The 19,799-nt window shown below is 72.1% G+C and carries 22 protein-coding genes; 18 read left to right on the top strand and 4 right to left on the bottom strand.

The genetic code is table 11. The annotated features are described in order from the left end of the window. Positions 1 to 114 precede the first annotated feature (114 nt). From LR269_RS00245 to LR269_RS00170, 16 genes are all read left to right on the top strand, one after another. Positions 115 to 2,016: a DEAD/DEAH box helicase gene (locus LR269_RS00245; protein ID WP_231428712.1), complete on the top strand. Its 1,902-nt coding sequence runs from the start codon at positions 115 to 117 to the stop codon at positions 2,014 to 2,016. A gap of 266 nt (positions 2,017 to 2,282) precedes the next feature. After that, positions 2,283 to 2,876 carry an FMN reductase gene (gene msuE / locus LR269_RS00240; RefSeq protein WP_231428711.1) on the top strand — a complete coding sequence of 198 codons (594 nt, stop codon included), beginning with the start codon at positions 2,283 to 2,285 and terminating at the stop codon, positions 2,874 to 2,876. A 53-nt stretch (positions 2,877 to 2,929) separates the two neighbouring features. Next, entirely contained in the window at positions 2,930 to 3,118 is a 189-nt protein-coding gene (locus tag LR269_RS00235) for a hypothetical protein (RefSeq protein ID WP_231428710.1), read from the top strand. Beyond that, complete coding sequence (locus tag LR269_RS00230) at positions 3,115 to 3,573, top strand: hypothetical protein (protein WP_231428709.1); 459 nt, start codon at positions 3,115 to 3,117, stop codon at positions 3,571 to 3,573. The genes LR269_RS00235 and LR269_RS00230 overlap by 4 nt, the downstream gene beginning before the upstream one ends. Before the next feature lie 47 nt (positions 3,574 to 3,620). Further along, positions 3,621 to 4,709 carry an acyl-CoA desaturase gene (locus LR269_RS00225; RefSeq protein ID WP_231428708.1) on the top strand — a complete coding sequence of 363 codons (1,089 nt, stop codon included), beginning with the start codon at positions 3,621 to 3,623 and terminating at the stop codon, positions 4,707 to 4,709. A 203-nt stretch (positions 4,710 to 4,912) separates the two neighbouring features. After that, positions 4,913 to 6,367 (top strand): NtaA/DmoA family FMN-dependent monooxygenase, encoded by a 1,455-nt coding sequence (locus LR269_RS00220; protein WP_231428707.1) that lies wholly within the window; start codon positions 4,913 to 4,915, stop codon positions 6,365 to 6,367. 69 nt (positions 6,368 to 6,436) lie between these two features. Beyond that, a complete protein-coding gene (locus tag LR269_RS00215) occupies positions 6,437 to 8,071 on the top strand; it encodes a TIGR04028 family ABC transporter substrate-binding protein (protein WP_231428706.1) in 1,635 nt (544 codons plus the stop codon). 136 nt (positions 8,072 to 8,207) lie between these two features. After that, positions 8,208 to 9,146: an ABC transporter permease gene (locus LR269_RS00210; protein ID WP_231428705.1), complete on the top strand. Its 939-nt coding sequence runs from the start codon at positions 8,208 to 8,210 to the stop codon at positions 9,144 to 9,146. Positions 9,147 to 9,364: 218 nt separating this feature from the next. Then, the gene (locus tag LR269_RS00205) at positions 9,365 to 10,132 is read left to right on the top strand and encodes an ABC transporter permease (RefSeq protein ID WP_374201052.1); all 768 of its coding nucleotides are present in this window, start codon (positions 9,365 to 9,367) and stop codon (positions 10,130 to 10,132) included. Then, entirely contained in the window at positions 10,129 to 11,841 is a 1,713-nt protein-coding gene (locus tag LR269_RS00200) for an ABC transporter ATP-binding protein (RefSeq protein ID WP_231428703.1), read from the top strand. Before LR269_RS00205 ends, LR269_RS00200 begins: the two co-directional genes overlap by 4 nt. Then, positions 11,838 to 12,851, top strand: coding sequence for a putative FMN-dependent luciferase-like monooxygenase (locus tag LR269_RS00195; RefSeq protein WP_231428702.1), 1,014 nt, complete (start codon positions 11,838 to 11,840; stop codon positions 12,849 to 12,851). The genes LR269_RS00200 and LR269_RS00195 overlap by 4 nt, the downstream gene beginning before the upstream one ends. Before the next feature lie 192 nt (positions 12,852 to 13,043). Beyond that, complete coding sequence (locus LR269_RS00190) at positions 13,044 to 13,643, top strand: CMD domain protein (RefSeq protein ID WP_231428701.1); 600 nt, start codon at positions 13,044 to 13,046, stop codon at positions 13,641 to 13,643. Next, positions 13,640 to 14,275 carry an alkylhydroperoxidase domain protein gene (locus LR269_RS00185; protein ID WP_231428700.1) on the top strand — a complete coding sequence of 212 codons (636 nt, stop codon included), beginning with the start codon at positions 13,640 to 13,642 and terminating at the stop codon, positions 14,273 to 14,275. The genes LR269_RS00190 and LR269_RS00185 overlap by 4 nt, the downstream gene beginning before the upstream one ends. Positions 14,276 to 14,382: 107 nt before the next feature. Continuing rightward, entirely contained in the window at positions 14,383 to 15,750 is a 1,368-nt protein-coding gene (locus LR269_RS00180; protein ID WP_231428699.1) for an aminotransferase class V-fold PLP-dependent enzyme, read from the top strand. Positions 15,751 to 15,817: 67 nt separating this feature from the next. After that, the gene (locus LR269_RS00175) at positions 15,818 to 16,627 is read left to right on the top strand and encodes a hypothetical protein (protein WP_231428698.1); all 810 of its coding nucleotides are present in this window, start codon (positions 15,818 to 15,820) and stop codon (positions 16,625 to 16,627) included. Between the two features lie 43 nt (positions 16,628 to 16,670). Next, positions 16,671 to 17,165: an FBP domain-containing protein gene (locus tag LR269_RS00170; RefSeq protein ID WP_231428697.1), complete on the top strand. Its 495-nt coding sequence runs from the start codon at positions 16,671 to 16,673 to the stop codon at positions 17,163 to 17,165. A gap of 112 nt (positions 17,166 to 17,277) precedes the next feature. On the opposite strand, the gene LR269_RS00165 is transcribed toward LR269_RS00170, so the two are convergent. Both LR269_RS00165 and LR269_RS00160 read right to left on the bottom strand, forming a co-directional pair. Beyond that, positions 17,278 to 17,565: a MerR family transcriptional regulator gene (locus LR269_RS00165; RefSeq protein WP_231428696.1), complete on the bottom strand. Its 288-nt coding sequence runs from the start codon at positions 17,563 to 17,565 to the stop codon at positions 17,278 to 17,280. 78 nt (positions 17,566 to 17,643) lie between these two features. Further along, positions 17,644 to 17,832: a hypothetical protein gene (locus tag LR269_RS00160; protein ID WP_231428695.1), complete on the bottom strand. Its 189-nt coding sequence runs from the start codon at positions 17,830 to 17,832 to the stop codon at positions 17,644 to 17,646. Positions 17,833 to 17,986: 154 nt separating this feature from the next. Here LR269_RS00160 and LR269_RS00155 point away from each other — a divergent pair, with 154 nt between their 5' ends. After that, positions 17,987 to 18,415, top strand: coding sequence for an Hsp20/alpha crystallin family protein (locus tag LR269_RS00155; protein WP_231428694.1), 429 nt, complete (start codon positions 17,987 to 17,989; stop codon positions 18,413 to 18,415). Positions 18,416 to 18,497: 82 nt separating this feature from the next. After that, entirely contained in the window at positions 18,498 to 18,689 is a 192-nt protein-coding gene (locus LR269_RS00150) for a DUF2795 domain-containing protein (protein WP_231428693.1), read from the top strand. A 52-nt stretch (positions 18,690 to 18,741) separates the two neighbouring features. Here LR269_RS00150 and LR269_RS00145 read toward each other — a convergent pair whose 3' ends face one another. Together LR269_RS00145 and LR269_RS00140 are read right to left on the bottom strand one after the other, a co-directional pair. Further along, a complete protein-coding gene (locus LR269_RS00145) occupies positions 18,742 to 19,503 on the bottom strand; it encodes an SGNH/GDSL hydrolase family protein (RefSeq protein WP_231428692.1) in 762 nt (253 codons plus the stop codon). Positions 19,504 to 19,584: 81 nt separating this feature from the next. Further along, entirely contained in the window at positions 19,585 to 19,773 is a 189-nt protein-coding gene (locus LR269_RS00140; RefSeq protein WP_231428691.1) for a DUF1918 domain-containing protein, read from the bottom strand. Between the last annotated feature and the right edge of the window lie 26 nt (positions 19,774 to 19,799).

Here is a 19,799-nt window from a genome sequence, read left to right as displayed (position 1 = left end):
GCTACGCGTCGCGCTGCTCGACCACCCGGCGGGTCTCGATCCGCGCGGCGCCGGCCGTGAGGCATCCCGAGCCCGACTCAGGTATCGCGCAGGGGGCGGGCGGTACCCTGAAGGGTGACTACAGGCGACGCCCCCGTCGAGGCCGCGGCTCCGGAGGAGCCCGCCACGACCACCTTCGCGGACCTCGGGCTCGGCGACGCCGTGCTCCGCGCACTCGACGACGTCGGGTACGAGACGCCCTCGGCGATCCAGGCGGCGACGATTCCGACGCTGCTCGCCGGGCGCGATGTCGTGGGCCTCGCGCAGACCGGCACCGGCAAGACGGCGGCCTTCGCGCTGCCCGTCCTCGACCGGCTCGACGTCGACCAGAAGACGCCGCAGGCGCTCGTGCTCGCGCCGACGCGCGAGCTCGCCCTGCAGGTCTGCGAGGCGTTCGAGAAGTACGCGGCGCACCTGCGCGGCGTGCACATCCTGCCCGTCTACGGCGGCCAGGGCTACGGCGTGCAGCTCTCGGCGCTGCGCCGCGGCGTGCACATCGTCGTCGGCACGCCCGGACGCATCATGGACCATCTCGACAAGGGCACCCTCGACCTCTCGGAGCTCAAGTACCTCGTGCTCGACGAGGCCGACGAGATGCTCAAGATGGGCTTCGCCGAAGACGTCGAGACGATCCTCGCCGACACCCCCGACGACAAGCAGGTCGCGCTGTTCTCGGCGACCATGCCGGCTGCGATCCGCCGCATGTCGAAGCAGTACCTGCACGACCCCGAAGAGATCACCGTCAAGACGAAGACGCAGACGTCGGCGAACATCGCCCAGCGCTACCTGCTCGTCGCGCACGCGCAGAAGATCGACGCGCTCACCCGCATCCTCGAGGTCGAGAACTTCGAGGGCATGATCATCTTCGTCCGCACGAAGAACGCCACCGAGGAGGTCGCCGAGAAGCTGCGTGCCCGCGGCTACTCGGCCGCCGCCATCAACGGCGATGTCGCGCAGGCCCAGCGCGAGCGCACCGTCGACCAGTTGAAGAGCGGAAAGCTCGACATCCTGGTGGCGACGGATGTCGCGGCGCGAGGCCTCGACGTCGAGCGCATCTCGCACGTGGTCAACTACGACATCCCGACCGACCCCGAGCCGTACGTGCACCGCATCGGCCGCACCGGTCGCGCGGGGCGCTCGGGCGACGCGATCAGCTTCGTCACGCCGCGTGAGCGTGGCCTGCTCAACCGCATCGAGAAGACGACGAAGCAGCCGCTGACCCAGATGCAGCTGCCGACCGTGGAGGACATCAACGTCACCCGCCTCGCGCGCTTCGACGACCGCATCACGGCGGCGCTCGGCGAGACCGACCGCATCGCCGGATTCCGCGACATCATCGCGCACTACGTGCGCCACAACGACGTGCCCGAGACCGACGTGGCCGCCGCGCTCGCCGTGGTCGCGCAGGGCGAGTCGCCCCTGCTGCTCGAGCCCGAGCCCGAGCGGCCCGCGCGGTTCGACCGCGATCGGGATCGCGGGTCGCGCGACTCGCGCGGCGACCGCTTCGACCGCGGTGACCGCGGAGGCGACCGGTACGAGCGCGACGGCTCCGACCGTCGTCGCGGCGGCGGCGCGTCGTTGCAGAACTACCGCATCTCGGTCGGACGCCGCCAGCACGTCGAGCCGCGCCAGATCGTCGGCGCGCTCGCGAACGAGGGAGGCCTCCGTCGCGAGGACTTCGGTCGCATCCAGATCCGCGGCGACTTCTCGCTCGTCGAGCTGCCCGCCGACCTGCCCCGGGACGTGTTCGACCGGCTCGCCGGCACGCGGATCTCGGGCGAGCTCATCGACCTGCGCCCCGACCGCGGCGGATCGTCGCGGGGCGGGTCGGGCGGCGGGTACGACGGCGACCGCGGTGGACGCGGCTACGACCGCGACCGGGGATCGCGCGGCGGCTACGACCGCGAGGGCGGGCGTGCGCCCGAGGGCGACGACCGCCCGGCGAGGAAGCCGCGGCACGGTTCGTCGCGCGACTGAGCGACGAGGCATCCGCTCGCGTTCGACAGGATGAGCCGGCACCGCCGTGGCGGCGGGTGCCCGACCGCTCATCCTGTTGACGCGCGCGAACGAAGCGCCCCGCCGCAGCCGGTGACCTCCGAGAGGAACTGAGGAACTCGAGCGTCTCGTCGATCGTCGAGGCGCGGATGACCTCGTGTGACCGGCCGTTCCGCCGGATGACGGCGGGTTCCGTCGTGTGACCCGGTCGGTCGCGGCATCCGGGGCGGCTGCCTAGCGTCGGGAGCATGTCGCACCGTGTCTCACTCGTCGCCGTCTCGGGCAGCCTGCACGCCCCCTCGAAGACCACCGTGCTGGTGCGCGAGATCCTCGAGGAGTTCGCGGTCGCCCTCGCCGCGCAACCCGGGGTCGAGGTCGAGACCGAGCTCATCGAGCTCGGCGCGATCGGGCGCGAGTTCAGCGGCGCGCTGCGGCGCGACGAGCTGAGCCCCGTCGCCGAGGCGGCGATCCGGCGCATCGAGTCGGCGACCCTGCTCATCGTCGCGAGCCCCGTCTACCGGGCGAGCTTCACGGGGCTGTTCAAGCACGTGTTCGACTTCGTCGGGCAGTACGTGCTCATCGACAAGCCCGTGCTGCTCGCCGCGACCGGCGGCAGCGACCGTCATGCGCTCATCATCGAACACCAGTTCCGGCCGTTGTTCGCCTTCTTCCAGGCGCTCACGCTGCCGATCGGGGTGTACGCGAGCGACGTCGACTTCGTCGACTACCGCCTCGAGTCGGCGCAGCTGCGCGACCGCATCTCGCAGGCCGTGCAGCGCGGCGTGCCGGTCGTGCGCGGCACGCTCCCCGACCGGGTGTCGGAGTACGTCGCGACGTGGTGAGGCCTCGCGTCGAACCTGTGTACGTACACATGTTCGAGGCGTAACGTCCGATCATGAACGCAATACGAGGAGCAATCCGCCCGCCCCCGGCCGACGACATGCGAGTCACCGCGCAAGCCGCAGAACACCGCCGGACCGCAGCCTTCTGGTCGCACTTCGAGGCGAACGTCTCGAACCCGAACCGCTGGGTCGACAGCGCGGCCGCCTACTGGCGACCGGCCGCCGAGGTGATCGCATCATGATCACCGCCGACATGGATGTCTCGACGCTCGGGCCGTTCGCGCTCGATCACATCCTGGCGAGCGAACTGCCCGCCACGCTCGGCACCGCCGAGGCCCCCGAACGGTACGTCGTGACCGCCGTCTTCTCGAGGCGTCCCGACCCGCTCGAACTCGAACTGCTCGCCGCGGCGAGCGTCACCGACCAACTGGCTGCAGCCGGCTACAAGGGCATCACGCTCATGACCGCCGACCGCCGGTTGCTCATCGGCAACACGAACCTGCACGAACTCGAGGCCGGGCTCGCGCAGCGCATCGGGGAGATCCTCGCCGACATCGGGACCCAGGTCGCGACGCTCCGCAAGTCTCGCGATCTCGAGCGCGTGAAGCTCGCCGAGGAGGAGTCCGATCGCGCCGCCGCGGTCGTGAAGCTGGCGAACCGCATCAGCTTCGACCCTCACAGCTCGACGTACCGATGACCTGATTCGCGCCGCCCGTCGGGCGGCGCGGGCTGGGAGCAGACCTCATGGACGAGGCATCCGCTACTCAGGTGAAGGCGGCCGCGCCGGTCGCCCGCCCCAATCCCAACAGCGACTTCACCGACCTCGCGAGGCTCGTGAAGTCCGCCGGGCTCATGCGCCGGCGCTACGGCTACTACTGGACGAAGCTCATCGCCGTGCCGATGGCGGTCGCCGCGGCGATCGCCGTCTTCATCTGGATCGGCGACAGCTGGTGGCAGATGTTCACGGCCGCCGTCTTCGCGTTCCTGTTCACCCAGACCGCGTTCCTCGGCCACGACGCCGCCCACCGCCAGATCTTCCGATCGGGCAAGTGGAACGACTGGACGAGCCTCGTGCTCGGCGGCATCGTCGGCATGAGCTACGGCTGGTGGCAGCACAAGCACACGCGGCACCACGCGAACCCGAACCAGCTCGGCGCGGACCCCGACATCGAACTGCCCGTCGTCGCGTTCACGCCCGAGCAGGCGGCCCGCGAGCGCGCGGCGTTCTTCCGCTGGGTCATCGCGCATCAGGGGGTGTTCTTCTTCCCGATCCTGCTGCTCGAGGGGCTCTCGCTGCACGCCTCGAGCGTGCACCGGGTGCTCGCCCGCGAGCACCTCGCGCACCGACCCGTCGAGATCGCGTTCCTCGCCGTGCGCATCATCGGCTACCTCGCGCTCGTCCTGCTCGTGCTCTCGCCCGACAAGGCGGCCGTGTTCCTCGCGATCCAGCTCGGCCTGTTCGGCTTCTACATGGGCATGTCGTTCGCTCCGAACCACAAGGGCATGCCGCTCGTTCCCAAGGGCATGAAGCTCGACTTCCTGCGCCGGCAGGCGCTCATGAGTCGCAACATCCGCGGCAACCGGGTGCTCGACTTCGCGATGGGCGGGCTCAACTACCAGATCGAGCACCACCTCTTCCCGTCGATGCCGCGCCCGCACCTGCGGCGGGCGGCCCCGCTGATCGCCGCCTACCTGCGCGAGCACGACGTCCCGTACACGCAGACGACGCTGTGGCGGTCGTACGCGATCGTCTTCCACTACATCAACCGGGTGGGGCTCGGTGAGCGCGATCCGTTCGAGTGCCCGCTCGTGGCGCAGCGGGCGAGCATCTGAGGCGCGGGCGGCCTGGACGCGCTCGCTGCGCTCGCTGCGCTCGCTGCGCTCGCTGCGCTCGCTGCGCTCGCTGCTCGACCATCCGGGGCCCGTCGTCATGTGACGTTCGGGTGACCTCGTGTGACACCCGGTTCCCCCGTGTGACAGGCGGGCTCGCGGCCCGCTGCCGCCCTCCCTAGCGTCGGAGCCCGGGAGGTCGACACATGACACGACTCATCATCGGCGCAATGGTCCGGGCGATCGGGGCCTACCCGTCGGGCTGGCGGTATCCGGGGGCGCACCGGGATCCGAGGGGGGATGCCGCGGTGCTGCGCCGCGCGGCCGAGGTCGCCGAACGGGCGCGCCTCGACTACCTGTTCTTCGGCGACTGGCTCGCGACGGGGCACGACCTCGAGTTCCGCGACCCCTACCTCGTCGCCCGCATCGACCCGCTCTCGGCGATCACGTACCTCGCGGGCGTCACCGAGCGCATCGGGCTCATCGCGACCGCGAACACGAGCTACTCCGACCCGTACACGCTCGCCCGTGCGACCGCCTCGGTCGACCTGCTGAGCGGAGGCCGCGCCGGGCTCAACCTCGTCACGGGAGCCGAGCCGCGCGCGGCCGGCAACCACGGCCGCGACTTCCACGCGGCGAACGAGACCCGCTACGACCGCGCGGTCGAGTTCGAGCACGTGCTGCGCCGGCTGTGGGACTCGTTCGAGGACGACGCGATCGTCGCGGATGCCGCGGCGGGGGTCTTCATCGATCCGTCGAAGCTGCACGCCACCGACTTCAACGGCCAGCACCTCGACGTCACGGGTCCGCTCAACGTCGCGCGCCCGGTGCAGGGCCACCTGCCGATCGTGCACGCGGGCACCTCGCCGCGCTCGCGCCTGTTCGCCGCGCAGAACGCCGACCTCGCACTCGTCGCCGTCGGCGACCTCGAGCACGCGGTGCAAGTGCGCGAGGAGCTGCGAGCGCTCGCCTTCGAGTCGGGCCGCGACGATCGCACGCTCAAGGTCATCGCACCCGTGCTGCCCATCGTCGGCGAGACGCGAGCGCACGCCCAGGCGATCGCCGACGAGCTGAGCGAGCTCGTGCAGATCGCCGAGGACTGGCCAGACGGCCCGCCGCCCGCGTTCCCCGCGAACCGATCGCTCGCGCAGCTGTCGACCCTGCTCGGCGTCGACGTGTCGGGGCTGTCGCCCGACCGCGCGGTCACGCCGGCGCTCGTGGCCGAGTTCAGCGCGCCCGGTCAGGAGCTCGTCGAGATCGTGGCCGAGCGCACCGGTCGCAGCCCCGCGGGCGAACGCCCGCCGACGCTCAGGCACCTCGTCGTCGCCGCCTCGGTGAACGCCTCGATGATCGTGGGCACGGCCGACGACATCGCCACGGAGTTCGAGGCGTGGGGTGATGCCGGCGCCGTCGACGGCTTCAACGTGCTCTCCGCGATCCAGCCCGCGCAGTTCGACGCGTTCGCCCTCGAGGTCGTGCCGGAGCTGCAGCGGCGGGGCGTCTTCCCGACCGAGTACGAGGGCGAGACCCTGCGCGAGCACCTCGGCCTGGCCCGCCCCGACAACGTCCACGTGACGCGGCATGACGCCCCGTTGCCGCCGGTTTCCCGCGGTGACGGCGGGCGTCGTGGGGCGGTTGAGACGCCGGCGAGGCATCCGTAGCTTCGACGATCACACCCCGCACCACTGGGTGACCTGATCGCACTTCCGAATCGAAGGAACTCCACGCACATGTCCACGAAGCACACGCGACTCATCGCCGCCGGCGCCGCCGCGCTCGCCGCAGTCGGGCTCCTCGCCGGCTGCGCCGGGCAGGGCGCCGCAGGCTCGGCCGGCGCCGCCGGCGAGCCGGTCGAGGGCGGCACGCTCACGTACCTCGAGCACCAGCCGTACACGACGCTCTACCCGCCGCAGGCCGGTTTCTACCCGAACGGCGGGCTCGTCAACAACCTCACCGCCCGCCTCACCTGGCAGGACCCGGAGACGCTCGAGATCCAGCCGTGGGTCGCGACCGACTGGGCCGTCAACGCGGATGCCACGGAGTACACGTTCGACCTTCGCGACGACGTGACCTTCTCCGACGGCACCCCGCTCGACGCGGCCGCGGTGGCCGAGAACTTCGACACGTACGGGCTCGGCGACGAGGAGCTCGGACTCACCGTCTCCGAGGCGATCAACAACTACGCCTCGAGCGAGGTCGTCGACGACGACACCGTGACGTTCCGGTTCTCGGCGCCGGCGCCGGGCTTCCTGCAGGCGACCTCGACGATCAACTCGGGCCTCGTCTCGCCCGACACCCTCGACCGCAAGCTCGAGGACTGGGGCGCCGGCTCGGCGACCGAGATCATCGGCTCGGGTCCGTTCACGATCACCGAGGAGGAGATCGGCACCTCGCTGCACCTCGCGGCGCGTGAGGACTACGACTGGGCCCCGGCCTCGTTCGAGCATCAGGGCCGGGCCTACCTCGACGGCATCGACCTCGTCGTCACGCCCGAGGACAGCGTGCGCATCGGCTCGCTGCTCGCCGGGCAGGCCGACGTCATCCGCTACGTGCAGGCGTTCGACGAGCAGCAGGTCGCCGACGCCGGCTTCGAGATCGTCGCCGCCCCCACCCGGGGCGTCAACAACTCGCTCGGGCTGCGGTTCACCAATCCGCTGCTGAGCGATCTGCGCGTGCGCCAGGCGCTCGTGCACGGCGTCGACGCCCAAGAGGTCGTCGACACGATCTTCACCGCGAACTACCCGGTCGCGACGAGCGAGCTCGCGGCGACGGCCGCCGGGTACACCGACGAGTCGGCGAAGCTCGCCTACGATCCCGAGCAGTCCGAGCAGCTGCTCGACGAGGCCGGCTGGAAGGTCGGCGACGACGGCATCCGCGAGAAGGGCGGCGAGCGGCTCTCGCTCACCGTCTACGAGGCGAAGCCCCAGCCGCTCTCGAAGCAGACGCTCGAGCTCGTGAGCCAGCAGCTCGCGAAGATCGGCGTCGAGCTCAACGTCAAGGCCGCCGACGCGGGCAGCTACGCCGAGGACATCCTCGACCCGCTGAAGACCCCGGTCTACCACTCGATGGTCGGACGCGCCGACAACGACGTGATCAAGAGCCAGTACCACACGCAGAACCGCAACACGCTGCTGTCGGACGACGCGAAGCTCGACGAGCTGCTCGAGTCCGTGGCCTCCGAGCCCGACCCCGCGAAGCGCGACGAGGCCTCGGCCGCCGTGCAGGACTACCTGACCGAGCAGGCCTACGTGATCCCGCTGTTCGAGGAGCCGCAGGTCTACGGCGCTGCGCCGTACGTGCACGGCTTCACGACCGAGGCCGTGGCCCGTCCGCAGTTCTACGACACCTGGGTCGAGAAGCAGTAGCCGCTCGGTCGGTCGAGCAGGTCGAGGAGGGAGCGTCGGCGACCGTTTCGAAACCCGGGCCCGCACGTCGCGGGTTTCGAGACGCCGCTCCGCTCCTCCTCGACCCGCAACCGCAACCCCTCGAAAGGAGAGAACGATGCCCTACCTCGCACGCCGCACCGGACAGGCGCTCATCGTGCTCGCGATCGCGTTCACCGCGACGTTCGTGCTGCTGCAGGCGCTGCCCGGTGACGCGATCCTCATCAAGTTCGAGAGTCCCGAGCTCGGGCTCTCGCCCGAGCAGATCGCCGACATCCGGGCGAGCTACGGCGCCGACGTGCCCGCGTGGCAGCAGTTCCTGCACACGATCTCGGGGTTCGTCGTCGGCGACTTCGGGTACTCGGTGCAGTACGGCACGCCCGTGCACGAGCTCATCGGCACCGCGCTGCCCGAGACGCTCGTGCTCGCGGGCCTCGGGTTCGTCGTCGCGGTGGTCCTCGCGGTCGCGCTCGCGTTCCTCTCGACGCTCGCCCCGTTCGGCTGGCTGCGCCAGGGGCTGCGAGCGTTGCCCGGCGTCTTCGTCTCGGTGCCCGTGTTCTGGCTCGGCATCGTGCTCATCCAGGTCTTCTCGTTCCAGTTGCGGCTCGTGCCGGTGATCGGGGCCGACCCCGTGCAGGGACTCATCCTCCCGGTGCTCACGCTCGCGGTGCCGATCTCGGCGCCGCTCGCGCAGATCCTCGCCCGATCGATCGACGAGGTGCAGCTCTCGCCGTTCGTCGCCGTCGTCCGGGCGAAGGGCGCGAGCCCCGCGCGGGTGCTCTGGCGCGACGTCGCCCGCAACGCGACCCTGCCCGCGATCACGATCGCGGGCGTGCTCATCGGCGAACTCATCGGCGGCGCGGTCGTCACCGAGACCGTGTTCGGCCGCGCCGGCATCGGCCGGCTCACCGAACAGGCGGTCGCCAATCAGGATGTCGCGGTGCTGCAGGCGATCGTCGTGCTGGCCGCCCTCGTGTTCGTCGTCGTCAACCTCGCGGTCGACCTGGTGTACCCGGTGCTCGATCCGCGACTCAAGCGGAAGGCGGTGGCGGCATGAGCGTCGACGTGCGCGAGTCGGTCGAGGCCGGCGGCAGAGGTGGGAGCGTGGCGAGCGCGCCGAGCCCCGTCACGACCGGGCCCCGGTCGGAGGTTCTCGAGGCGCGGCCTCCGTCGCCGGACGCTCCTCGACCGGCGGCAGCGGGGCCTCCTCCGTCGGGCGCTCCCCGAGCGGCCGACGTGCGGCGCCGGCTCCGGGGCATCCGGCCTGGGCTCGTGGTGGCGTGGACCGTGATCGCCGTCGTGATCGCGTGGGCGATCGTGCCATGGCTGTTCACCGGGCAGGACCCGCTCGCGGGCGTGCCCGCCGAGAAGCTGCAGGCGCCGAGCGGCGCCCACCTGTTCGGCACCGACGCCATCGGCCGCGACCTCTTCACGCGGGTCGTGCACGGCGCGGTGCACTCGCTCTCGGGCGCCTTCGTCGCCGTCACCGTCGGCCTCGTCGGCGGCACCCTGCTCGGCGTGCTCGCGGGCTCGCTCGGCGGCGCGGTCGACGCGGTCGTCATGCGTCTCGTCGACGTGCTGCTCGCGATCCCCGGGCTGCTGCTCGCGCTCAGCATCATCATCCTGCTCGGCTTCGGCACCGTGAACGCCGCGATCGCCGTCGGCGTCGGCTCGGTCGCCGCGTTCGCCCGGCTGTCGCGCTCGGAAGTGGTGCGAGTGCGCCAGGCCGACTACGTCGAGGCGGCGTTCGGCTCGGGCGCCCGACTGCACGCGGTGCTCTTCCGCCATGTGCTGCCGAATTCGCTGACCGCCGTCGTCGGCCTCGCAGCGCTGCAGTTCGGCACCGCGATCCTCGCGATCTCGACGCTCGGCTTCCTCGGCTACGGCGCGCCGCCGCCGACGCCCGAGTGGGGCCTGCTCATCGCGGAGGGGCGCAACTACGTCGCGACCTCGTGGTGGCTCACCGTGCTGCCCGGCCTCGTCGTCGTCGCGGTCGTGCTCAGCGCCAACCGCATCAGCCACGCCCTCGGGAGGACCCGATGACCGCCACCGCCCCGCTGCTCTCGATCGAGCACCTCGACGTCGGCTACCGCACCCGCGACGGCGTGCGACCCGTCGTGCACGACGTGTCGTTGGACGTGCAGCCGGGCGAGGTCGTCGCCCTCGTCGGCGAATCGGGCTCGGGCAAGACGACGACCTCGAGCGCCGTGCTCGGCCTGCTGCCCGAGGGAGGCCGCGCCCTCGGCGGTGCGATCCGGCTGTCGGGTACCGACATCGCAGGCTGGAGCGACCGCCGCCTCGAGTCGGTGCGCGGCGCGCGCATCGGCTACATCCCGCAGGACCCGGTTTCGTCGCTCAACCCCGTGCGGCCGATCGGCGTGCAGCTCGCAGAGACGTTCCGCATCCACGGGCGGGGCGACCGTCGTAGCATCCGCGGGCGCGTGCTCGAGCTGCTCGAACGCGTCGGCCTCGACGACCCGGCGCTGCGGGCGAAGCAGTACCCGCACGAGCTGTCGGGCGGCATGCGGCAGCGGGTGCTCATCGCCAACGCGGTCGCGCTCTCGCCCGAGCTCGTGATCGCCGACGAGCCGACGAGCGCGCTCGACGTGACCGTGCAGCGGCGCATCCTCGACCTCATCGACGAGCTGCGCCGCGAGCACGGCACGGCGGTGCTGCTCGTGACGCACGACCTCGGCGTCGCCGCCGAGCGCGCCGAACGCATCGTGGTCATGCAGCACGGTCGCATCGTCGAGCAGGGCGCGACCGAAGCCGTGCTCGATGCGCCCGGCGAGTCGTACACGCGCCGGCTGCTCGCCGACGCGCCGGGGCTCGCCGAGCACGCGTTCCGGCACCCGAGGCCGCCGCTCTTCCTCCGCGACCCGGGCGTCGCCGCCGCCGAGAACCCGTTCGTCCTCGAGGCATCCGGTCTCGTGAAGGAGTTCTCGCTCGGGCGCCGGCGGCCGGCGTTCCGCGCCGTCGACGACGTGTCGTTCCAGGTGCTGCGCGGCACGACGCACGCGATCGTGGGGGAGTCCGGCTCGGGCAAGACCACGACGGCCCGCATCATCGCCCGGTTCGCGGCGCCCGACGCGGGCGCGGTGTCGCTCGGCGGCGCCGACGCGACGGCGCTCGCCGGGTCCGCGAAGCGGGAGTTCCGCCGCCGAGTGCAACTCGTCTACCAGAACCCGTTCGCGTCGCTCGACCCGCGCCAGACGGTCGCCGAGATCATCTCGGAGCCGCTGCGCAACTTCGGCGTCGGCGATCGCGCCACCCGCGCCGCGACCGCGCGCCGGCTCATCGACCGCGTCGCCCTTCCGGCCGACGTCGCCGGACGTCGCCCGGCCGAGCTGTCGGGCGGGCAACGGCAGCGCGTCGCGATCGCCCGTGCGCTCGCGCCCGAGCCCGAACTCGTCATCCTCGACGAGGCCGTCTCGGCGCTCGACGTCACCGTGCAGGCCCGCATCCTGGAGCTGCTCGAGCAGCTGCAGGACGAGCTCGGGCTCAGCTACCTCTTCATCTCGCACGACCTCGCGGTCGTCGCCCGCATCAGCCACTCGGTGTCGGTGATGCGCCGCGGGCGCATCGTCGAGCAGGGCGCCACCGAGCAGGTCTTCCGAGCGCCGCAGCACGCCTACACCCGGGAGCTGCTCGACGCGGTGCCCCGACGCGCGGCGGTCGCTGCCGTCGCGACGCCCGCTCCATCCGCTCCCGCCGTCCCTCCCGCCGTCCCGACCGGAAAGGCCCTCGCATGACCCGCATCGGATTCTTCACCAGGCTCCTCGACGACGCCGGCGCGGCCGAGCGCTACCGCATCGCGACCGAGCAGGTCGTCGCCGCGGAGCGGCACGGCTTCGACTCGGCATGGGTGGCGCAGCACCACTTCCACGCCGCGGAGGGCGGGCTGCCGTCGCCGTTCGTCTTCCTCGCCCACGTCGCGGCGCAGACCTCGCGCATCCGGCTCGGCACGGGGGTCGTGACGCTGCCGCTCGAAGACCCCGTGCGGGTCGCCGAAGACGCGGTCGTGCTCGACCTCCTGTCGGGCGGCCGCGCCGAGCTGGGGCTCGGGTCGGGTTCGACGCCCGCGTCGTTCCTCGCCTTCGGCGAGCGCTCGGAGGATCGCGGCCGGGTCTTCGGCGAGAAGATCGATGCGCTCGTCGCGGCCCTCGCCGGCGGCGCGCTCGGCGACGACGCGAACCGTCTGCAACCGCCGGGTCGCGACCTGCTCGGCCGGGTCTGGCAGGCCACGTTCTCGGCGTTCGGCGGCACCCGAGCCGGGCGCGCGGGGCACGGCCTCATGCTCTCCCGCACCCAGCCCCGGTCTGCGGATGCCCCGGGTGCGAGCCTCTCGCAGGTGCAGCAGCCCGTGATCGACGCGTACCTCGAGGCGCTGCCGCACGGGGTGCCGCCGCGCATCCTCGCGTCGCGCACGCTCTTCGTCGCCGACTCGCGCGACGAGGCGAGGCGCCACGCCGAGATCGGCTTGCGTCGCGCCGCCGTGGGCTTCACCCGCATGGGCCAGCCGCCCCTCGGCGACACCCTCGACGACCTCATCGCCGCGTACGACACCCACGTCGGCACGGTCGACGAGGTGATCGAGTCGCTCTCGCGCGACACGGTCGCCGCGCAGGCGACCGAGGTCGCGTTCCAGGTGCACTCGGTCGACCCACCGCACGAGCTCGTGCTGCGCTCGATCGAGCTCATCGCCCGCGAGGTCGCGCCCGCGCTCGGCTGGGGCGCACGCTCGCACGCCCTCGCCGGTTGAACGCACCCACTCGCGCGGGCGAGGAACGGGCCGGCCGGCCGTTCGCCATTCGGCCCCGCGCCTCACTCGGGAGAGGGCGACCACATGACCGAACCCGCTGAGGAGCGGGATCCTTCCGTCGGCAGCGAACGACCAGGTCGGCAACGACCGACCAAGACCGGCAACGAACGACTACGACAGAAAGGCACCGACATGACCGACCTCATCGACCGGCTCGCGGGGGTGACGCCCGGCAGCGCCGTCGACGCGCTGCGCCGGCACCGCCCCGCGACCCGCGACAACGCCCAGGCGAGCTACGACGCCCTCTTCACCGCGATCGACGAGACGCACGCGAGTCTCGCCGAACGCGCCGCGGTCGCCCAGTTCGTCTCGATCCTGCACGACGACGAGGTCGCGGCCGCGCACTACGCCGCACTCGCCCGCGACGCGGGCGGCGACGCCCTCGTCGACGCGACGACCGACCTCGCCGCCTCGGTGCGCACGACCGGTCCGTACGGCGCGTACCCGGCAGGCCCGCTCACCGCCGAGGACCGCGACGGCCTGCGCCTCGGGGTCGCGGCCGACGACCCCGCCCGCACGGTGCTCGGCACCCGGCTCACCGCGGCGCTCGAGCACGCGCACCTGCTCGTGTTCCGCCCGCGGGAGTCGTCGCCCGGGGCGCTCGGCGCGCTCGCCGCGGCCGGCTGGTCGACCGACGGCATCGTCACCCTCTCCCAGCTCGTGTCGTTCCTCGCGTTCCAGTTGCGCGTCGCGGCCGGGCTCCGCCTGCTCGACACGGAGGACGCAGCATGACCGACCAGACCATCACCGACCAGGCCGTCGACGACGCGGTCGTCGCCCACCCCGAGGCATCCACCCCTGATCGCTTCACCCAGGACGAGCTCGGCTGGACGCCGTGGCTCGAACCGGCCGACGAGGCGGGTCTCACCGAACGCCAGTACGAGGGGCTCGTCGACCGCGCCCGTGCGAAGAGCGACTACTTCAGGCTGCTCGCGCGCGACCCCGACATCCTGAGGGCGCGCACCCTCACCGACAAGGACATCTTCTACAACGCGAAGGACGGCCTGCCGCGCGCCGAGCGCGAGCTCGCCGCCGCCGCGACGAGCCGGTTCAACGGCTGCATCTTCTGCGCCTCGGTGCACGCGCGCTTCGCGACGCACCATTCCAAGCGCCACGACGACGTGCAGCGGCTGCTCGACGAGGGCACGGGCGGCGAGCAGGATGCCGCATGGCGGGCCGTCATCGACGCCGCGGTCGCGCTCGCGGCCACGCCGCCGCGGCTCGAGCGGCGCCATCTCGACGCGCTCCGCGAGGTCGGCCTCGATGAGCAGGCCGTCTCCGACGTCATCCATTCCGCGGCGTTCTTCAACTGGGCGAATCGGCTCATGCTCTCGCTCGGCGAGCCCACCCCGCCCGCGGCCTGAGCCGATTGTGTCCGAATGTTGCGCGGCGTGACGGTGCGCGACGGCAAGGGTTGAGGCGGTCACGGGCGGCTCGTAGCCTCGACCCACCACGCACCGAGGAGACTTCCGTGATCGCCACCGAACAGGCCGCCGTCCGCCCCGCGCGCACGTCGGAGGCGGCGAGCATGACGGCCGGTGCGGTGCCCTCGCTCCCCGACGGATCCGCACCGCTCGCCCCGCTCGCCGACGCCGGGCTCGAGGTGCCGGTGCTCGGCGGCCGCACCGTCTGCCACGTCAACCTCGATGTGGCCGCTTCGGCGCCGGCGTTCACCGTCGTCGCCGAGCAGGTCGCCCGGGTGCTGCCGTACTACGCGAGCGTGCACCGCGGCACCGGGTACCCGTCGCAGCAGACCACGGCGCTCGTCGAGGGCGCCCGTGCGACCGTCGCCCGCCATGTCGGCGCCCGCGATGACGACCTCGTCGTGTTCACCCGCAACACGACCGACGCGCTCAACCTGCTCGCGGCCGCGGTGCCGGGCGACACCGTCGTGCTCGACCTCGAGCACCACGCGAACCTGCTGCCCTGGCGCGACGGCGCCCGCCGCGTCGTCGTCGCACGGCCGACGATCGCCGAGACCATCGATGCGCTCGACGCCGAGCTCGCCCGATGTCCCGCGGCGCTCCTCACCGTCACGGGCGCGTCCAACGTCACCGGCGAGGTGCTGCCGATCGACCGGCTCGCGCGGATCGCCCACGCGCACGGCGCCCGCATCGCCGTCGACGCCGCGCAACTGCTGCCGCACCGTCGGGTCTCGCTCGAGGCATCGGGCATCGACTACCTCGCCTTCTCGGGTCACAAGGCCTACGCGCCGTTCGGGGCCGGTGCGCTCGTGGGCCGCGCCGATTGGCTCGACGCGGCGCCCGCCCACCTCGCCGGCGGCGGCGCCGTCGAGCACGTTCGCCTCGACCGCGTCGAATGGAAGCACGGCGCCGCCCGCCACGAGGCCGGCACGCCGAACGTCGTCGGCATCGTCGCGATCGCCCGCGCGCTCACCGAGTTCGAGCACCTCGGCGAACCCGCCCGCGAAGCGCACGAGCGGGCGCTGACCGAGCGGCTGCACGCGGGGCTCGCGTCGCAGCGCGGCATCCGGGTCGTGCGCGGGTTCAGCGACGCGGATGACCGCCTCGGCATCGCGACGATCGAGCTCGAGCAGGGTTCGGTCGGGTTGCTGGCCGCCGCGCTCGGGGCCGAGCACGGCATCTCGGTGCGCGCCGGCCGGTTCTGCGCCCACCCCTTCTTCGACCGAGTCGGCAGCCGCTCGAACGGCTTGCGCGCGAGCCTCGGCGCGGGCTCCACGACCGACGACGTCGACCGCTTCCTCGCCGCCCTCGCGAAGCTCGTCGCCGACGGACCGGCGCACGCGTACGACCGCGGTCCCGAGGGCTGGCACCCGCTCGTCGACGACCGCCCCCGGGCCGCGTTCGACTTCGCCTGAGACGCCCGCCGAACGGGGGCTGGCCGCGACGATCGCCGCGGACTAGCGTCGGGAGCGGAGGCTCCCAGTGACGGGCGACGATGCTGAACTCGAGGCGCGTGCCGACGCGCTGCGGCGCGTCGTCTACGGAACCCCCGACGGTTACGAGACGGATGCCGCGATCGAGCTCGAACGCGTCGAGGCCGAACTCGCCCGGCGGTCGGAGCAGCGCCGGGCCGCGGCATCCCGCACGGCGGCACCCGCCCCTGATGCCGGATCCGGGGAATCCGGCGATGCGCCGGGCGCGGATGCCCCCGTCGCCGCGCGGCGCGACGAATCTCCGAACCCGCCAGCGGCGGCGGCGTTGCGTCCTCGCCGGTGGCCCGGCGTGCTCGCGATCGCAGGAGTGCTCGGCGTGTTCGCGGCGGTCGGAGCCGTCGCGCTCGACGCGGCGCTCGCGCCGCCGCGCGGACTCGCGGTGTTCGATCGGCCGCAGCAGCCGGAGGACGAGAGCCTCGTCGTGGCCCTCGGCGCCCAGGCCGACACCGTGCGCAAGCTCGACGAGCTGTTCGGCCGCGGGTTCTGGGTGTACCTCAACGGCGCCGACCAGGTCTGCCTCTCGGTGATTCCGATCGGCGGCACGAACCTCGTCGAGCGCGGCGAGTGCGCCTCGCGCGAGCGGTTCGCCGAGCACGGCATCGTCGTGCAGTACGCGGCGACCGAGCTCGGCGCCCGCCGACCGCGCGGATCGGGTGAGCGCGACGTGATCGTCGTCTCCTGGCTGCCCGACGCCGAGGGCGTCGAGTGGGAGCTCGTGATGATCGACCCGCCCGGGAACGATCGGATGACCTACGGTGAGTGGTCGTCGGGTCGCGAGGATGAGGCGTTCGTCGACTGAATGCGCCGTTCGTAGACTGGGGGAGTCGCACGAGGGGAGACCGATGCAGCCACTGGTCGAGTCCGACGTCAAGTCCGCGCTCGGCAACGCCAGCCAGGCGGAGATCGCCCAGCTGTCGCTGCCGGTCAAGTTCTTCGTCACCGAGTGGGCGCACCTCGACGCGTTCGCCTGGCGCGACCCGCGCATCGCCGAGCGGGGCTACCTCGTCACCGAGCTCGACGGTTCGCCCGCCGGCGTCGTGCTGCGCGCGTCGGAACGCACCGGCTCCCGGCACCGCGCCGCCGTGTGCAACCTCTGCCACACCCACCAGCCCGGCGACCAGGTCGCGCTGTTCTCCGCCCGGCGCGCGGGCGAGGCGGGCGAACGCGGCGACAGCATCGGCACGTACATCTGCAGCGACCTCGCCTGCCAGGAGACGGTGCGGCTCGGCCGGCCCGCCGCGCCGTCGGAGGTACTGCCGAGCGCCCACGAGCTCGAGCGCATCGAGGGGCTCGCGCGACGCACCCGCGCGTTCGTGGCCGACGTGCTCGGGGCGTAGGCGCGGCTTCTGAAGCAGCATCCGCACCGGGCATTGTCATCGGCACGACCGACGGATGCCCCCGATCGAGCGCGGCGTCGCCGTCGCCTCGTCACGCTGATGGGCGGGATCGTCAGCGCCGGGGGCGTCGCCCGAGCCGACGGCGCAACTCGTCGTTCTCCTGCTCGAGGGCGAGGACGCGACCGATGCCCGCGAGGTTGATGCCGTCGCCCTGGAGCCGCACGACCTGGCGCACGAGCGCGAGGTCGTCTTCGCTGTACCGGCGGGTGCCGCCCTCGGTGCGGGCGGGTGTCAGCAGCCCCTTCTCCTCGTAGAGGCGGAGGGTGGCCGGCTGCAACTCGACGAGTTGAGCCGCCACCGCGATGCTGTACAGCGGCATGCCGCCCGCCCGATCGTTCATCTTCGGAAGTCTGCTCGGGGACTTGAAACAAGTCAAGCAGTTGGTGTATTAAATCTATTGCAAACACTGTAGGTAATCTCAATCAGCGATGACGGGTAACCCATCGGTCGGCCCGTCGAGGTCGGGGGTGGCCGGGTTGATGCAGATGTCGGCGACGTCGACGGCCGGGTTCGTCGAGCTGGTGCTCGCCGACCAGGCGTGGGTCGACGTCGAGTTCGAGGCGATCGTCGCGCGACTGCGCACGTCGTCGACGACGACGGCGCTCACGGCCGGCCGATCGCCCGCTCGTGCCGCTCGCGGCCGGGCGCTGACCTCGACGCAGCCGCCGACACGCCCGGCGCACGTCGGCGGGAGGGCTCGCGATCCCCCGCGCGACGGGCGCGCAGACGAGAGATCCCACCATCGACGAAAGGAGTTCACCGTGGCCATGTCATTCGATCCCTTCAGCCAACTCGACCGGATCGCGCAGACGATCTTCGACACCAGTCGCCAGCCGAGGATGATGCCGGTCGACCTCTTCCGAGAGGGCGACCGCTACCTCCTCAATGCCGACCTCCCGGGCATCGATCCCGGGTCGATCGACATCGACGTCGATGGGCACCTGCTGACGATCCGCGCCCAGCGGTCGGCTGCCGCGGGTGAGAACAGCAGGTGGATGCTGCAGGAGCGCCCGTTCGGCAGCTACATGCGGCAGTTCACGATCGGCGACGACGTCGATCCCGACGGCATCAGCGCCAGCTACGACAACGGCGTGCTCAGCGTTCTTATCCCGATCGCCGAGCGTGCCAAGCCGCGCAAGGTCGCGATCGAGTCGGCCGGTGAGGTCGGGCGCAAGTCGGTGACCGCCTGATCCCCACGGCGACGCGGGCGCCCGGCCGATGCCGCAGCGCCCGCGTCGCCTCCCACGAAGAACCTGAGCGACGAGAGAGGTGATGAGCGTGCTGGTGCACGAGGTGCGAGTGCAGTCCCATCTGGACGGGCTGCAGTTCCCGGTGACGACCTCGGTGCTGGTCGACCACATCAGGAGGTCGGGCGCCCCCGACCACGTGGTCGAAGTGCTCGAGCGGACCGGTGAGCGGATCTTCGAGGATCGCCTCGCGGTCTCGGAGGCGCTGGAGCCCTGAGCCGCGCGCCGCCGAACGCGACGCCCACTCGGCCGCCGGCGCCCGCCCGCACTCAGCCCGGCTCGACCGCCTCGAGCGTCGCGCGTTTCGCGACCCGGCCGTCGCCCGACGAGCGGCCGGTGAGCCGGCGCCCGATCCAGGGCAGCACGAACTCGCGGTAGTACGCGGCGGTGTTGCGGCTTCGCGGCCCGGGCGGGGCGGCTGCGACCTCTTCGACGCCCCACTCGGGCGGCACGGGCACGTCGAGCGCGGTGAGCACGTTCGAGGCGACGCGCGCGTGACCGAGGGCGTTGAGGTGCAGCTTGTCGGGCGACCAGTAGCGGATGTCGCGGAGCCCGCGGTCGTTGAAGTTGTCGACGAAGGTCACGCCCTCGAGCGTGCCGAGGTCGACGAGCGCGGCCGTGAGCCGGGCGCCGCGGGCGTCGAAGACCTTGCCCATCGGCAGGTGCTCGGTCGGGTTCGCCCCGCTCAGCATGAGCACGTGGATGCCGGCGTCGCGAATGCGGTGGATCGCGTCGCGGAAGCGAGTCGCCGTCACCTGCTCGTCCATGCGGGGGCGCAGCATGTCGTTGCCGCCGCCGTTGAAGCTCAGGAGCTCGGGCTTCAGCGCGATCGCGGCGCCGAGCTGCTCGTCGATGATGGGGCCGAGCTTGCGCCCGCGGATCGCGAGGTTCGCGTAGCCGATCGGCTCGCGCGCGTGCTGTGCGAGGCCGAGCGCCACGAAGTCGGCCCAGCCGCGCACGCTGCCGTCGGGCAACTCGTCGCCGACGCCCTCCGTGAAGCTGTCGCCGATCGCCGCATAGGAGTGGTACATGCCTTCCACGCTAGCGCGGCGCGAGCGCGAGCCATCCCGTCGGCCGAACCGTGACCGGCGCTGGAATGCCGCGGCACAGGTTCACTCGGCGGCGGGTTCGAGCTCGCAGTCGGCGCCCGGGTAGAGCAGCGTCTCGTGTCCGTCGTCGAAGCGCACGAGGTACGGCGGACCGCCGTCCTCGCCGCGGACCTCGAGGATCTCGCCGTGCCGGCCGGGCTGGCCGACCTGCTTTCCGTGGATGAAGAGGCGTTCGCCCACCGTGGCCTGCATTGCAACCCCCTCCGACGGTTACAGCG

Origin of the sequence: Agromyces sp. S2-1-8 (assembly GCF_021129215.1) — a bacterium.
Lineage (GTDB): Bacteria > Actinomycetota > Actinomycetes > Actinomycetales > Microbacteriaceae > Agromyces > Agromyces chromiiresistens.
This window is presented reverse-complemented; position numbering and strand designations above follow the sequence as displayed.